Consider the following 17,184-nt stretch of genomic DNA (forward strand, 5'->3'; position numbering starts at 1 on the left):
ATTTAATTTGTAAACACGTTTCATTTAAATATGTATTTACAAATTAAAAAGATGTTGTTATACTTTGTTTATAGAAAGCGCTTTCTATAAACAAAATTAAAAGGAGTCTTTATTATGCATTTTAACTTAGAAAAAATCCAGGGGCCACTCTTAAAAGTTTCAGCATGGGTTGAAAGAAATACCATTTTACAAGCTATTAAGAATGCCTTTGTTAGAACAATTCCGTTTACTGTTGTCGGATCATTCTCAAATCTAATCAAAATGGAACTTGATGCATTAATTAAAGCAAAAGATATTCATAATGTCATTTTAACAAGTATTAGTGACTTATTCGGCTACATTGGTACTGCTACTCTTGGTATTGTTGCACTAATCGTTGTTTTTTCATCAGCATACTCGTATGCAATGGAATTAAAAAAGGACGAAAAAAATAAAGGTTTAAATCCAATTATTGCCACATTATTGGCATTCGCAGCATACTTCGTCATGATTCCTAATAACGTTAACTTTTTGGATAGCAAAGCTAAAGTTGTTGAAGGTTTTTCAACTTCATTCTTTAGTTATGAAGGTATGTTTACAGCCTTAATTGTTGGAATGCTTGCCGTTTCGTTGTTCGCTCGATTCGCAAGAAGTAAGTTCACGATTAAAATGCCTGGTAACGTACCACAAAATGTTTTCGATTCATTTTTCTCATTAATTCCAATTTCCGAAGTACTTATTATTTTTGGTATCGTAAGAATTACAATACAGTCACTTGGCTATGTTTCATTAGTACAAATGATTGCTGATATTGTTATCTCACCAATGTTAAGCGTTGGTGTTGGGCTTCCAGCTATTATTATTGTTATTTTATTAGAACAAATCCTTTGGTTCCTTGGTTTACATGGTTTCAATATCGTCTGGGGCGTTATTTCAGCCTTCTGGTTACCACTATTCCTTAAAAACGTTGCAAAATTTGCTGAAACTCAAAGTTTTGCTGATATTTCAATTTCACCTAATACAATGACAAATGTTTACGCCATGATTGGTGGTTCTGGTGCAACATTTGGTTTAATTATTGCAATGCTGATTTTCACAAATAAAGGTGAAAAAGAGCGAGAAGTTGCAAAACTAGGTTTCATTCCAAGTTGTTTTGGTATTAATGAACCTGTTATTTTCGGTTTACCTATTGTTTTAAATCCACTAATGTTCATTCCATGGATTGTTGTACCTGTCACAAATGCAATTATTGCATATGTTGTAACTTCAATCGGTTGGGTTGTACCTCTTGTAGTTTTAAATTCTGGTAATGAACCTATTTTCATTAGCACTTGGGTATTAGGTGCATTCCATCTAAGCCCAGTCGTTTTAACTGCTGTTTTAGTTGTCTTAGATACTGCACTATATGCTCCATTTGTTATTATCAACCAACGCCATGAACGTGCAGAAGCAAGAAAATTGGATGCAGACATGGTTACAGAATAATCTGAATTTAATTCAAGAGAAGAAAGGGTGTTTCATTTGAAACAGATTCATGCAATCGCACATACTCATTGGGATTTTGAATGGTATTTTACACGTCAAGAGGCTCGAATTCAATTTGCCTTCCATATGGACGAAGCTTTTGAGGCATTATCTAAAAATGAACTAGATTATTATCTATTAGATGGACAGATGTCAATTATTGATGATTATCTAAATACAGCTCCAGAAAAAGAAGATCTTATCAAAAAATATGTTTCTATGGGTCGTTTACTCATTGGACCTTGGTATACTCAAATTGATGAAATGGTTACTTCTGGAGAATCTATTGTTCGCAATATCAGAATTGGATCAAAGCTAGCTGACAATTTAGGTGGCGTAATGAAAGTTGGGTATCTCCCAGATTCATTTGGACAAGGACAAGATATGCCAAAAATATATAATGGATTTGGTATTAATAGCACCGTTTTCTGGCGTGGGTTCCCTACAGAAAACGATTCCCGCTATTTTTACTGGACAAGTAATGACTCCTCCAAAGTTTTAGTTGCTAATATTAAAAATGGCTATTATGCAGGTGTAGATTTAGTTGAAAATGATAACTTTTTCGATTTAACGGAGAAAATCTCAACGAATACTACATCTGACAATCTTGTTTTACCAATTGGTGGCGACCAGCGAGCTATCGATCATAATTTAAAAGATAGACTTGCAACTGCTAATAGTGTTCTTTTACAATCTGATTCTGTTATTCAAGAAAGTACGTATCCAAAATTTTTTGATGCATTAGCTAAGGAGTCCAATTTACCATCATTTAATGGAGAATTCATTGATCCATCAGATTCTAAAATACATCGAGGAATCTATTCTTCTCGTTACGATTTAAAACAGCTTTACGATAAATTAGAACGGAGAATGACTTATGAAGTCGAGCCTTTAATGGCTATTGCTACACATCAGGGTATATCTGAAAAGCAAGGTTTAATTGATGATATTTGGAAGACTATTGCCCGTGGACAAGCTCATGATAGTTCCGGTGGCTGTAACAGTGATAAAACAAATCAAGATATCTTACATCGTGGAATTGTGGCAGATCAATTATCTCTTTCACTCAAAGATTATCTACTTCGTAAACTAAGTATTTCTATTTCAGATAAAAAACAATTAAATTTATTTGCTTGGAATCCACTTCCTTTACCAGTTAATGAAATTCGTGAATTCGAAGTTAGTACTTCTTTTGCTAATTTTAATCTTAAAACAATAGACGGCATTGATGTTCCTTTTGATATTATTTATCAAAAGGAAGAAAATGCAGCAGTTTTACGCCGTGATCAAACTGAAATGACTGATGATTTTTATTATATTACTAAAATTGCTTTTAAAACGATCATATCAGCTACAGATTGGACTGGCTACTGCATTCAGTCCGTCTCTGAAAACAACCCAGTAAATACATTAGAAGTATCTACTGATATTCAAAATGATTTCTACAAAATTTCTTTTGATGACGGGCAATTAAATCTTAAAACAAAGTTTGATAATCACTCATATTCTAATTTTATGACAATTGAAGATAGCGGTGATGAGGGTGATACGTATGACTACTCTCCTGCATTCAAAGATTGGTTATTAACTTTAGATTTTTCAAAATCTGATTCAATAACATTTAAATCAGGAAAATTATATCAAATTATGTCAATTACTGGTTCGTGGACCTTACCAATCAACTTAGAGGAGCGTGCACTAAAAACTAAAACTGGTCGATTAAATTATCAATTAACATTAACATTAACAAAAAATTCTAACGTTATTAAATTTAAGATGCACATTGATAATACTATTCTTGATCATCGTATGCGACTTATTTTAAATACACAATTAACGAATGTCGTTAGCTCGTTCGCAGATACCCCATTTGGTATCATTGAACGTCCTACTGAAGACAAACACCTTAAAGACTGGGAACAAATTGGTTATAAGGAAGAACCAACAAGTATGCGACCAATGATTCATTTCGCTAATTCACATAATAAAGAAGTAAGTTGGTCTTTTCTAACCTTAGGTACGAAAGATTTTCAATTAATTGATAAATCTTTTGATAAATTAGCGATTACATTGTTTAGAGGAGTAGGTTTCTTAGGACGTCCTGACTTAATGCGCCGTCCCTCAGATGCTTCAGGTCTACAAACAAAAATTGTATCAACTCCGGATAGTCAATTAAATAAAGAATTAATATTTGAAGGTGGGCTAGTTGTTGAAGCTGACTTCAAGCCTATTGAACTTCAAAATAAGCATCGCCAATTAAGTCAAAATGAACTTTTCTATCAAGATCAAATAATAAATCGCTTCTCAACACCTTTACAATATTTCATGATGAATCCAGCAAAGACTAACGTTAATCACAATTCAATTATGTCCGTTCAAAATTTAAAGGTCATTATGAGTAGTTTTTCAATATCAGATGATAAAACTGGATTTGAACTTCGTCTTTATAATCCAACTGATAACGTTATCAATCAACCTGGCAATCTCTCATTAAATACTACTTGTAACATTGCTGAACTCGATTTAAATGGTAAAGTTAGCCATTTCATTAATTCAAAAGTTACCACCGTTGATTTACTATCGTTTGGTCCAGGAGAAATTAGAACTTACGGTATCTTTCCAATTAAATAAGTAATTATGATAACTTACGATTTGAGGTATTTAAATGATAAATCAAGAAAAACTAATTAAACAAGTTACGGATTATTCAGAAACAATTTCACTTTCTTCAAAAAAATCTACTGCATTATTTCGTAATGTATTCATTGATACACTAACAAATACGGTTAAAGTACAAAATGATTCAGATATATTCATTGCTACAGGAGATATTCCTGCCATGTGGCTCAGAGATTCGACATTTCAGATACTACCTTATCTTTCACTAACAGATAAGATTCCAGAAATAACATATCTCATCCATGGCGTTATTAATCAACAACTTGCCTATATTAAACATGATCCTTATGCAAATGCATTTAACGAAACTAGTTCTGGTGCACACTACACAGTTGATAAATCAAATATTCCAATATCTGATCTCGTTTGGGAGAGAAAATTTGAAATTGATTCATTATGCGCCCCTATCCATTTGGCATCAGAACTTTATCAAAAATCTGGATATTCAAAACATTTAGACAGTAACTTTTGGCAAACTGTAAAGTTAATTGTGGATACCTTTATTACGGAACAACATCATGAAACTTCCGATTATATTTTTAATCGTTCTAATGGTCCCTCAACAGACACATTGAGTCATGGTGGTAAAGGTGCACCAATTGGGTATACAGGTATGGTTTGGAGTGGTTTCCGCCCAAGTGATGATGCCTGCTTATATGGTTATCATATTCCAGGTAATTGCTATATCATTTGTGTCCTAGATGAGTTGCTTACCTTATCTAAAACACAACCAGCTCCAGTCGAGCTACTTAAAAGAATAAGTCGTCTCCGATCTGAAGTTGAATCTGGAATTGAAAATTTTGGAATCGTATCAGCTCCAAATTCTAATGAAACTATTTTTGCCTATGAGGTTGATGGCTTAGGTAATATCAATTTAATGGACGATGCTAACGTACCTAGTCTATTATCTCTCCCATTTATTGGTTATATTTCACCTGATGACTCTATCTACCAAAAAACGCGTAAATTTATTCTGAGTGATCAAAATCCCTATTATTACTCGGGAAAATATTTAAAAGGGATTGGCAGTCCTCATACACCAAAGGAATATATTTGGCCGATTTCGTTAGCGATGGAGGGATTAACATCAAATAATCCGGAAATTATGCAAAATAATTTAGATATCATTAGTCAAACCGATGATGACACATTACAATGTCATGAAGGAATTAACGTTAATGACCCAAGTCAATTTACTAGAGACTGGTTTTCTTGGGCAAATATGACTTACTGTCAACTTGCTTTACGATATCTGAATATTTAATAATATAGTTAATTTAGAGTAGAGAAATCTACTCTTTTTTTAGGCTTATAACTAATTCAAATCAAAAAAATATTATCATTGAGTATGATAATATTTTTTAAGTATCTCTATTAATTCTTGTTCAACGCCAAGTACATCACTATCCGTCCCTAATCCAGTGATAATATATGTCTCCAGTGCTGAATTCAAATAATTTTTGCTCATAAAATTTGTAATAACTAAATCATAATTCTTAGTAGACTCGTAAACATCTATGTTGACTCGTAAATTAATATTTAATTCCCGACTGGCGTACATCATAAACATTTCCTTAACGCGCTCCTCAGTATTTAAATCCACACCTACCGTTAATAATTTTTCTTTTGCCAATAAACGCGCATTAAAAATTGACATAATCGTCTTGATAAATGAGTCACCATACCTTGAATAAAAGGCATACCATTCGGGATCGCCCTTCGATTCTTCAATCATTGCACTCATGGCATTTTTTACATTTTTAAGAACTAACTCATTATCTTTTCTAAGGCGATAATCTTCCATCATATCTGTACTAGCAGATTTTAAAACGCCGTGAAATAAAAAGGCTTCTGTACAAATTGGATATAAAGACTCACTTAAATCGCCTCCAGCAACCTGAATACCTAAGCTATTCTCAAAGCCATTTTCTAAAAATTCAACAGCTTGTTGCAATTTATTATTATTTTTACGATTAACGGCCACGAAATCATGGGCAACAAAGGTGCTCCATGGTACTGGCACAAAAGCCGTGGTCCAAGCGTAAAGTAGTGCACTTTCAAAATGAATATCAACTTTATGCTTAAACTCTTTAACAATTTCGCCAAATTCTTCTTCAACGCTATCGAACAAAGAATTATTTTTTATCATGTCTTCTAAAACAACTGAAATACTACGATTATCTTGATCGTTAACCATCATTCGTTGACTTGTTACTTTTAACCAAAGCTTTACTCTAACTAAACTACTATCATTCACATTAAAATCAAAATATTCCTCAAACCGTTGGATGACTGCCATAATAATGCCATTTTCACTTGATTGTTCGAATTTAAAATCAATTCCTAAAAACAATGAATAATAAAAAAAGCGAATTTGACTTTCGTTACCTAACATCACACCATGAGAAATTTTCACATGAAATTCTTCTAAAAGAGAATTTAATCGCTTAATCCTTCTAAAAATAGAAGCCTCACTGACATTTAATTTAGTATCTAGATTCTCAACTTTTGCATTACCTTTAGTATAAAAGGCCATTAAAATCTGATAATTTATCGATTTTTTTATATACCGATAAATCGTTTGATTAAAATTCATTTCGCCTTTACCTAATAATTGGACGTTATTTTTTGTAATAATCATGTAGGGTTCATCCCCGGAATTTAAATCTTTATCCAATTGTTGTAAAGCAACTTTTACAGCCGTTTCAGAAACATTTAATTGCTCACGTAATCGTTTTCTTGATAAACCAGTTTCGTTCAAAGCTAATATTTAAATAATTTCGCAAATTAGCCATTCTTGTTTATCGAGAATGTTTTTCTTGTACAAATGCTTACCTCCGAGTATTTCCAATCATTAACATAAATATTTTTTTGAGTTAAATTTTTATCCCCAATACCATACTTAAAAAATAACTTATTCCCCAGAATTATTATCCTCTTTATGTTAACATTTAACCTATTTCATGTCATTTTTTATTCTAATTTCTCTCCAAATACTAACGATATCTTATCTATCATTTAACTTGACATCTAAGTTAAATTAATTCAATTTCCTACTAAAATAACCCTTAACCAGGAAAGTTTCTTGGTTAAGATCTATTATTTGAAGATGACGATCTACCATGGACAATTCTAATTTATTACTATCCAATTTAAAGTTATCGAAAAATTTAAAACCTAAAATAATTGAAATTAATTTAACTAAAGAATACAAAGACAGAAAAATTGTGCATTCTATAAAAAAATAACATAATCCATTATTAATCATTATCATTTATAATTGAATAATTCTAAGAATTGATTTTGATAATTTCTCACGTTTCTCATCTGTTAACGTACTAAAATATTGTAATAATTCTAAAGTAGGTATATCCGAAAACTGTTGCCTACTAAAGAAGTCTGACAATTCCAATTCTAGCGCACTGGCAATATCAGATAATTTATTAATACTGATATTAGCAACGTCCCCTCGTTCAATTCTAGAAATCAAACTAATAGAAACGTTAGACTTTTCAGCAAGCTGCTCAATTGTTAGACTAAGTGCCTTACGTTTTTTTCGAATTAACTGACTTATCGTTTTAACCATTAACTTTCTCCAATCACGAATCTTATTTTACAATAAGTGAAATCAAAGAAAGCTTAAAGATTTTTAAAAACGTTAATTTTAGCAAAAAGCATATTATTATACTTGTTATCATTATAATAAGAATTATATAAACCATATTTAAGTGATCTAAATTTGATTTTTACTAGCATATGAAATGGTACCATATTACTCAAAAGTGCTGCCTAAATCTAGTAATTAAAATAATTGTTACAAAAAAAGTTATCAACTTAATGATAACTTTTCATTTTGTTTATAATTAATCGTTTAAGTTATAACGTAATTTCATTTGTTCGGAACCAGATATAACCATTTCACCTAACAATTGTGTTTGACGTTTTAATGATTCTGTAGCTAACTTATTATTCATTTCTTCTAAAAATGCTGTGATATTTGCTTGTGAACTAACTGCCTTATCAGCAACATTTTGAATTTCATGGTAAGCACTCATTGCTTCAAGTTCAAATGTATTTCGCATATCTACGTAGAAGTCATAATTCGTATCGCCCAACAATGCAGTTGTACAACTGAGCCAATACATATTATTTAAATCAAATTCACCTGTCGCATTTTTATATGATTCTGGTGTGTCATTAACGTTCGCATAGAATGGCACAATTGTATTAAACGTATTTGCACCATAAGCTAACCAGTGAATCCCAGCAATCTCATCAGGTACATCATTACGAACTTGTAATAAATGTACATTATGATTACGGTTAATCCCAATTGGACGGAATCGTGTTTTAATATCTTCTGGCGCACTACCATAAGGATCGTATTCCGTATTTTCAAAATGTGCACTCAAAACAAATTTAACATCTTCAATTGAAATTTTACGATTTGCATGACAAATGAAAGGTAAGTCTTGATCCATTGGATCTTGAATAATTTCAGGATTGAAATATTGTTGACCGTACCATGTACGGGGATTATTGTAGACCGTATCTTTAATTGATGCACTACCAAAGATATGACGTAAATTGTAACCCTCAAAATCAGGATTTAACTTATTATTATCAATTAAGACTTTTAAATCTTCAGAACAAAGTGTGTCTTCTGAATCAAAATCAAACATATCAATATTTCGACGGTTAGGTGCAACAACATAAGCGTCATCCGGAATACGAACAGCTGCCCAATGATGGCCACCGATTGTTTCAAGCCACCAAACACTATCATTATCGGAAAATGCGATACCATTTGGTTCATATGTGCCATGTGTTAAGAGTAAATCGCCTAAACGTTCAACCCCTTCTTTAGCACTATGAATATATGGTAAGACGAGCGTTACAAGATCTTCTTCACCAATTCCACCAGCAGCATAAGGATCAAGCCCTTGAATACGTGGATTACTTGTAATTGTTTCTGTAGCAGACATCGTTACATTATCACTATTGATACCCGCTGCAGGCCAAATTCCGTTTGTTAAAAGTGAGTTTGGAATTGAGGTATAACGCATTGGATTATCTGGTAATTCTACCTTTACACCACTAATAACAGATTGATAATTACGTGGTTGATCTTCAGGTTGTACAACAACAAAACGTTGTGGATCTAAAGCTTCATGCCCATCATCATTTCGAGAAATCATTGTTGAACCGTCGATTGAAGCATTTTTACCAACTAAAATTGATGTACAAGAACCTTGAACTCTTTTTGTCATTTTCCACACACTCCTTATTGATTTTATACTAATAGTATAGCGGTTTTAGCGGTAAATTAAAAGCAGTCTTAACCCCATTTTTGGCGTTAAGACTGGCTCTACAATTTCGTTGACTAAAACTAATTGAAAGCGGTGAAAGGTATGTCCCATACCTGTATTATACAAAATTTGCGCAAGACCTATAATTTGAATAATTTTGTCATAAAGATATTAAAATCATATGAAAAGGAAAATGATATTGACTGTGACGCTACGGTACATCATATACTGACGGTAGTATACATTTTAAATAACAAAAATTATTGATGAATTTAACTGTCCTAGTTGTTTATTCACCTATCTTTGCGTAAATATTTAGGACGTATGGCTACCAACCTTATAAATAACAGAATACTCTGGTGAAAACATGAATTTATCTGAATTAGTACTATACGCCAAGGAAAAATATAATATTATCGAACAATACAAATGGCCTAAATTCCCTAGTTTTTCGGTGTTGGTAGATCCCAGCACAAATAAATGGGTGGCTGTTTTGATGCGTCAAAAAAACGCTACTTCTGGTGATAATATCGAGCGTTGTGACATCAAATACGCACAGGAAATACCAACTGATATTTTACCGTCTTACCTTTCGTCACCTTTTCGAATGCGCGGTCCGAAGTGGTTAGGCGTCCATTTTGACGACAGCACAGACCCAGATGTTATATATCGTATTTTTGATAATGCACTTGAAAAGAACGAACAAAGCGGTAATACGATTGTTCTAAACGCCGAACCTGAACCTATACAACAGCAACAATACCACGCGGTTCCTCTGACGTTTAAGGGAATGACTTCTGATGTCAAAGAAAATAAAATTCCTGAAAAAATGATAAAAATGAGCCAACTCTATGCTTACGGTGATAACTCTTTCAAGCAAAAATGCCGGAATTTTTATGTCCAAGGACAATTTATGGCCGACTACGAAGATGTTTTCTCCTACAATGTCGACATACACCGCTACTTTACAACCTACCATGATCTTGGTTTGAAACAATTACGCGGCTATTTTAGTTGGCGAACAAACATCCGAAAAGGCATTTATAAAAAAATCACGACCTCACTTGCATACCTATATTTGTATGAGTTGGTTAATGGCATAGGCACATCATCCGTGATAGACAGCCTACAAAAAATAAAAGCATTTGAAATCAATTATCTGGACTCCGGTATTGGAGATAATCGTATACGCTTAAACAGCCATAAATGGTTGTTTGAACTAGCAGTAATAAATGGTATAGAACCAGACACGACGTATCAGTACGCTGATACCGAAAAATTACAAAGAGATAATGCAATCATGATTTTAGGTGATCCAGAAAAGCATGAAGACAAAGCAGTATTTGATGCGCTTTGTCTTTTTGGAAGACATAAAATTTTGGCATCAGCTGTCCTTAAAAAACATGAAAAACACGGCACACAGTTATTCGCTCAAGTGTGGCGAACAGCTATAAAAATGGATAATAACTTATTTTCTGCGTGCTTTGGCACAATACATTCTCATCTTTGGTACCCTCTAGGCAACGCCGTATATTACCAAGTAACGCCACAACAGCCACTTATATACAAGTTGAATGATATCCGAAAATATACCTACAAAGATAATGCGTGGTACGAACAGAGTTACCAAAAATTTAACTTTCATCAAGAAAAGTTAGATGGTCTTTTGCGTGAAACAGATCGTATGTTACGACTTTATTTAAAAACTGGTTATCCTTTAAAAGCACGAGATGCAGAAACCTGGGCAGCACCGTACGTTAAAACTGTCATTGCAGCTGACCGTGATTCTCGTTTGAAAGCAGATAAGCCTAAGGTTACCATTCAATTTTCAAATTTAGATAAAATTAGAAGCGATGCGTTTGAAACACGAGACAGTTTGTTAACTGACGAAGAAAAAGATACTTCTGAAAACGTATTACCAAAGCATAATAACATATTGCCATCCACTGAACAGACTGGCCTCGAAAAAATACCTGTTATTGATTCAGAGCCTACGCTGTCACTAAGCAAGACCCAGTTAGAATTATTAAGCTTATTAGTTCGAGGCGAATCTGTCACAGACATGATCCGTGATATGCATGGCATGCCTGAAGTGATTACCGACACGTTAAATGAAACGCTTTTTGATGACATCGGCGACTCAGCTCTACAATGTGACGGCGATACCATCTTTCTTATTGAAGACTATCGGGACGATTTAATTGAAATAATTAGGAGAAATATGAAATGACAAAACAAACTCAAAAAGTACCAAAGCGCATTGCACAAACAGTATTAAATTCCTTAAAGGGTGGTGTTGTCCCTAGAATTGGACTACCTTACGTTACGGTGGGTAGAAAAAATGAAATTCAGGCACTTTTACACGATGTCGATATCATATCAGAAGGCGGTGCATCTTTTCGCTTCGTTGTTGGTAGATATGGCTCAGGTAAAAGTTTTCTGATGCAAACGATTCGTAATTACGTGATGAACAGTGGCTTTATTGTTGTCGATGCAGATTTATCACCAGAACGACGTCTTCAAGGATCAAAAGGTCAAGGTCTTGCAACCTATCGCGAATTAATTAGTAATCTATCTACAAAAACAAAACCTGAAGGTGGTGCACTTAACTTAATTTTGGATCGTTGGATTAGCAGCGTTCAAACAAAAGCAGCCAGCGACAGTGGCCTAACCCCAGGTGATCCTCGGTTGACTGCGATGGTAGATCAAAATATTTACACAGTCACTTCCTCAGTCAGTGAACTTGTATACGGCTTTGAATTTGCTAAATTACTTTCTTCCTATTATCATGCCTATGTCAACGCCGACGATGAACTGAAAGCAAAAGTCATCCGCTGGTTCCGTGGGGAATATGCTTTAAAACGTGAAGCCAAAAAGGACTTAGATATTAATATTATTATTACAGATGATAATTGGTATGAATATTTAAAACTTTTCGCTGCTTTCTTTAGATTAGCTGGTTATTCTGGCATGCTAATTATGATTGACGAGCTGGTAAATATCTATAAGATTCCAAATAGTATCACGCGTCAATATAATTATGAAAAACTGTTAACGATGTACAATGACACACTGCAAGGTAAAGCTAAATATCTTGGTATCATCATGGGAACTACTCCACAAGCTATAGAAGATAAACGTCGCGGTGTTTATAGTTATGAGGCCCTGCGTTCTCGTCTAGCTGAAGGTAAGTTTTCAAAACCAGGCGCTAGAGATTTGTTGGCCCCGGTCATCAAGTTAGAACCATTAACAGCTGAAGAGATGCTAATTCTATGTGAAAAGTTGGCTATTATGCATGCAGATCTCTATAGTTATGAAAAAAAGATGACAGACGATAACCTCGCCACCTTTATCCGAATTGAATATGAACGCATCGGAGCAGATTTAAATATTACCCCACGCGAGATTATCCGTGATTTCATTGAGGTATTAGACATTTTATATCAAAATCCAAATCTATCCATTGACACAATATTTGATTCTGATGAGTTTTCTTATGCCAAATCAGAGGCTGTTTCTAACAAAGTGGCTGACAATTTTTCTGAATTTACAATTTGAGAGGTATTCACATGGATATATATAACCGATATGCGCCTTTTATTCAAGACTACATTTACCGGTCTGGCTGGCGAACCCTGCGCGCTGTTCAAAATGCGGCCGGAGATGCCATTTTTAACACAGATAAGAATGTTCTTTTAACGGCATCTACTGCTTCTGGGAAAACGGAAGCTGCTTTTTTCCCTATTCTAAGCCTACTTGATGAACAACCATCAAGCTCAGTTGGAGTACTGTATATTGCCCCCTTAAAGGCTTTGATCAATGACCAATTTGGTCGATTAAATGAGCTTTGTGAAGAAGCTGATATTCCAGTCACACGTTGGCATGGGGATGCCCCTCGAAGTCAAAAGCAAAAATTACTACGCAAACCAGCCGGTATTTTACAAATTACACCGGAGTCCTTAGAGGCTTTGATGATAAACAAGTCTATGGAAATCCCTGCCCTTTTTGGTGATTTACGCTTTATTGTCATTGATGAGATACATTCACTTTTACGTTCGGATCGTGGTGGACAAACCTTTTCGCTAATTGAACGCCTCTGTCGACTATCGGGCAGTAATCCAAGACGAATAGGATTATCAGCTACAATCGGAAATCCAAAAGCAGCGGGTAAATTTCTTGCCGCAGGTAGTGGCAGAGAAACTATCATCCCAAAGTTTGACGGTGGAAAAGAAGTATGGCGACTGTCAATCGAACACTTTTTTAATTCAGAACCACAAGCTAACGAGACGATAAATAGCGTGATAACAGCCCCACCTACCTCTGCTTTAGAACCTGCCACAGATAAAGCTCCAAAGGCAGCAAATCCAGGTATAGGCTATATTTTTGAACATACACGTGGCAAAAAATGCCTCATTTTTACTAACTCGCGAGAAGAGTGTGAATTAGTCTGTCAAAATTTACGGCAGTACTGTGAAGTCAACAACGAACCGGATCGTTTTCTTATTCATCACGGAAACCTTTCAACAGCCTATCGAGAAAGTGCTGAAGAAGCCATGAAAGATGCTGATTCTCTCATGAGCGTCTGTGCCACCGCAACACTAGAACTTGGTATCGACATTGGTAGACTAGAACGCGCCTTTCAGCTAGATGCACCATTTACGGTTTCCGGATTTTTACAGCGTATGGGCAGAACCGGCAGAAGAGGTGACCCTTCTGAAATGTGGTTTGTTATGCGCGAAGACCACCCAGAAGCTCGTGCTATGCTACCAGATTTGGTGCCCTGGTACCTTATTCAGGGTATCGCTCTCGTACAATTATATATCGAAGAACGTTTTGTAGAACCACCCAAAACAGACAAATTGCCTTTTTCCCTGCTTTATCACCAAACAATGAGTACATTGGCATCATCTGGCGAAATGACACTTGCTGAACTTGCTTCACGCGTCCTAACGCTTTCTGCTTTTCATCGAATTAATCAAGAGGACTTCGGAACTTTACTGCGTCATCTGATCACAATCGATCATATCAATCGTACCGAAAATGGCGGTGTAATTGTTGGTCTTGCTGGTGAACGTATTGTTAACAACTACAAATTTTATGGGGTCTTTCAAGAAAACATCGAATATACAGTCCGTGCAGGATCAGAAGAGTTAGGTACAATTGTCAAGCCACCACCAGTCAGTGACAAGATTGCCATAGCAGGACGTGTATGGGTTGTCGATGAAGTTGATCACAAACGTCGTGAGGTATACTGTACGCTCGTTAAAGGTAACAAACCAGCCTACTTTGGAGATGTCGCTGGGGATATTCACACCAGAATCCTAGAACGTATGCACGATGTCCTTGCAGAGCAAAAAGACTATTCCTACTTAATGCCACAAGCTAGAGGCCGTCTAGCAGAAGCCAGAGAAACGTTTAAAAAGGCAGAAATGGCTAATCGTCCACTGGTTCATCTTGGTGGCAAAATGTGGGCATTGTTTCCATGGCTTGGCAGTTACGCGTTCCTTGCGCTTGAGCGGTTTCTGAAAATCCGTTGTGGTAAACGTCTTGGGTTGAAAGGCATGAATTCATCACGACCATATTACCTACAATTTACCATGTCTGTCAGTGAAGCAGAATTTTATAAAATCGTAGCAGAAGAAGCAGCTACCGATTTTGATCCTTTGGCATTGGTATATGAAAAAGAAGTGCCTGTTTTTGAAAAATATGATGAATATGTACCAGAAGAATTAATTCGTAAAGGATTTGCAAACGGTATCTTAGATCTCAAAGGAATGCAAAATCGCGTGCTTAGTTGGCAAAAACATCTCTAAACAGAGATTCTAAAGTATCAATGTGATAATAAACTAATTAGTTATCTACTTCAACAACGCTACTAAATCATCCGGCACATGACGTGGTCCTCTGATAGAGGTCGCGCCATGTTTTTTTAATTTCTCTAAGGTAAATGCTTGCTCATCATACGTTGTTATCAAATGTAAATGCATCATATACTTCATCGAAATATGCTTATCATGATGCGGATAAGCATCCTTGGCTTTGACAACTAAACATTTATAAATGATCGCTTAAATTGGCGCCGTAACAGACACACAAACAACATCATTTTCTTTAATATATATGTATAAAAAAGAAGGCTCGCATTACGAGCCTTCTTTTTTTGAAAACTTGAAAGTTTCCGAGACTATTCAAATTAAGTTCATCACATTTTTCCTAGTACTAATCATGTCTAATCGCACTGTTCAAATTCTTATGATTAAAAAAATAGATACTAAAAGCTACTGGAACAATTAAAATCATAACTGGAAAAAGTAATTTTATTGGTAAAATATTTGTAATAATGCCACCTAGAATTGGTCCTAAAGACATTCCTATGTCACTCCCCAAATAGTAAGTTGCAGTAGCCAGCCCCTGTTCTTGCAAAGGCGCTAATAATAGAGCTGTAGACTGGCAAACAGAAACCATTGTTCCAAACCCAATGGCCATCAAAGCCGCAGCTAACGCCATCTCTAAATTGTTATGCATTATGGTTAAGAAAAAAAGATAGCCCACAGTCACAATCATACAGATATAAAACCAAACACCAAAGGGAATACTGTCAAAATAGTTTTTTAATAAAATTCGACTAAAAATCAAAACAATTGAATAAATTACAAAAAATAAGCTAACAGTAATATTTAGATTACTTGCTCGAACATACATTACAATGTCAGCCTGGACCGCAAAATATGGAATAGAAATTAAAGCAAAAATTGATGCAACTGGTAATGCACTTCGTTGAATCAGCTTAAAATGTGTCGCTTCCTTACGAACGAAAGATGGCATGGCTCGATTATCAATAAACTGAATTGTGATTACCACGGCAATCGCACTGACAGCGGCCAAAAGAAAAATCATTTTATACCCTACTTTTTGATATATCTCAAGTGACAAAACTGGGGCAACTGCCATAGAAAGAGCGTTTACCAACCCATAATACCCCATCGCCGCACCAACACGTTGGCGCGGCACCAAGAAAGCCAACCAGGTTGCCAAGCATACAGTGCATAAGACAAAACCAACCCCATTAATGACTCTAAAAAAGAATAACCAAGCAGTATTAAAAGAAAACATATATCCAAAATCACTAATGGCACATAGAATACCACCAATAAATGTTAACCCATATTTTGATATTTTATCGGTAAGATTTCCAGCAATAGGTCTTAAAAATAATGAAGTAATACTCATAATACCAACAATTAAACCTGCTAGAGTACTAGTAATACCTAAATGTGTAACATAGCCACTGATTAACGGATTTACCGACTGAATACTAAATTGATAGAAAAAAGTGGCTATCATTACATAAATAACGTCTTTAGAAATAAATGTTTTTCGGTCCAAGTCCTTGTATCTCCCTTTATTCGTTCTAAGTCCAAGAAAATCCTCAAATGTTTCACAATAATATATAGTTTTCTCCACCAATTATTCAGAAATGCAAAATCTATAATTAATCCGAACAAAATTTAAAAGGTCAAAAAATTATGTCTTGCTATCAAAAACAATCACCGCTAGTTTTAGCTTTCGGTCGTCTGCGGAAGCGAGAAGCCAACACATCTTTAAACTGTTGTCATACTTGTTATCTCCAAAAAACACCAATTTGAGTCAGCTAGCCAACAATGAATTGACCTCCACTTTTTGCTATAAACTA

10 protein-coding genes are annotated in these 17,184 nt (G+C 34.8%); 6 read left to right on the plus strand and 4 right to left on the minus strand.

Annotated elements, in window-relative coordinates:
* Nucleotides 1-114: 114 nt before the first annotated feature.
* The 3 genes from AC1RPU_RS00235 to AC1RPU_RS00245 are packed head-to-tail and all read left to right on the plus strand — an operon-like array spanning nt 115 to nt 5,446.
* Entirely contained in the window at nt 115-1,464 is a 1,350-nt protein-coding gene (locus tag AC1RPU_RS00235) for a PTS sugar transporter subunit IIC (RefSeq protein WP_481760883.1), read from the plus strand.
* A gap of 36 nt (nt 1,465-1,500) precedes the next feature.
* Complete coding sequence (locus tag AC1RPU_RS00240) at nt 1,501-4,134, plus strand: glycoside hydrolase family 38 N-terminal domain-containing protein (RefSeq protein ID WP_481760884.1); 2,634 nt, start codon at nt 1,501-1,503, stop codon at nt 4,132-4,134.
* Between the two features lie 34 nt (nt 4,135-4,168).
* Entirely contained in the window at nt 4,169-5,446 is a 1,278-nt protein-coding gene (locus AC1RPU_RS00245; RefSeq protein WP_481760885.1) for a glycoside hydrolase family 125 protein, read from the plus strand.
* Between the two features lie 75 nt (nt 5,447-5,521).
* Here AC1RPU_RS00245 and AC1RPU_RS00250 read toward each other — a convergent pair whose 3' ends face one another.
* From AC1RPU_RS00250 to AC1RPU_RS00260, 3 genes are all read right to left on the minus strand, one after another.
* Entirely contained in the window at nt 5,522-6,943 is a 1,422-nt protein-coding gene (locus AC1RPU_RS00250) for an AcpB/EbpR/MafR family transcriptional regulator (RefSeq protein WP_481760886.1), read from the minus strand.
* A gap of 513 nt (nt 6,944-7,456) precedes the next feature.
* A complete protein-coding gene (locus tag AC1RPU_RS00255; RefSeq protein WP_481760887.1) occupies nt 7,457-7,768 on the minus strand; it encodes a helix-turn-helix domain-containing protein in 312 nt (103 codons plus the stop codon).
* A gap of 277 nt (nt 7,769-8,045) precedes the next feature.
* Nucleotides 8,046-9,452, minus strand: a complete 1,407-nt coding sequence (locus AC1RPU_RS00260; RefSeq protein ID WP_481760888.1) for a C69 family dipeptidase — start codon at nt 9,450-9,452, stop codon at nt 8,046-8,048.
* Between the two features lie 406 nt (nt 9,453-9,858).
* On the opposite strand from AC1RPU_RS00260, the gene AC1RPU_RS00265 reads away from it, so the two are divergent.
* The 3 genes from AC1RPU_RS00265 to AC1RPU_RS00275 are packed head-to-tail and all read left to right on the plus strand — an operon-like array spanning nt 9,859 to nt 15,304.
* Nucleotides 9,859-11,721, plus strand: a complete 1,863-nt coding sequence (locus AC1RPU_RS00265; RefSeq protein WP_481760889.1) for a TerB N-terminal domain-containing protein — start codon at nt 9,859-9,861, stop codon at nt 11,719-11,721.
* Nucleotides 11,718-13,049 (plus strand): ATP-binding protein, encoded by a 1,332-nt coding sequence (locus tag AC1RPU_RS00270; RefSeq protein ID WP_481760890.1) that lies wholly within the window; start codon nt 11,718-11,720, stop codon nt 13,047-13,049. Before AC1RPU_RS00265 ends, AC1RPU_RS00270 begins: the two co-directional genes overlap by 4 nt.
* 11 nt (nt 13,050-13,060) lie before the next feature.
* The gene (locus AC1RPU_RS00275; protein ID WP_481760891.1) at nt 13,061-15,304 is read left to right on the plus strand and encodes a DEAD/DEAH box helicase; all 2,244 of its coding nucleotides are present in this window, start codon (nt 13,061-13,063) and stop codon (nt 15,302-15,304) included.
* A 406-nt stretch (nt 15,305-15,710) separates the two neighbouring features.
* Here the strand turns inward: AC1RPU_RS00275 and AC1RPU_RS00280 are convergent, their stop codons facing one another.
* Nucleotides 15,711-16,835 (minus strand): MFS transporter, encoded by a 1,125-nt coding sequence (locus AC1RPU_RS00280; RefSeq protein ID WP_481761137.1) that lies wholly within the window; start codon nt 16,833-16,835, stop codon nt 15,711-15,713.
* Nucleotides 16,836-17,184: the final 349 nt, after the last annotated feature.

This window comes from Dellaglioa sp. CoH-55-MRSF-7 (assembly GCF_056782235.1).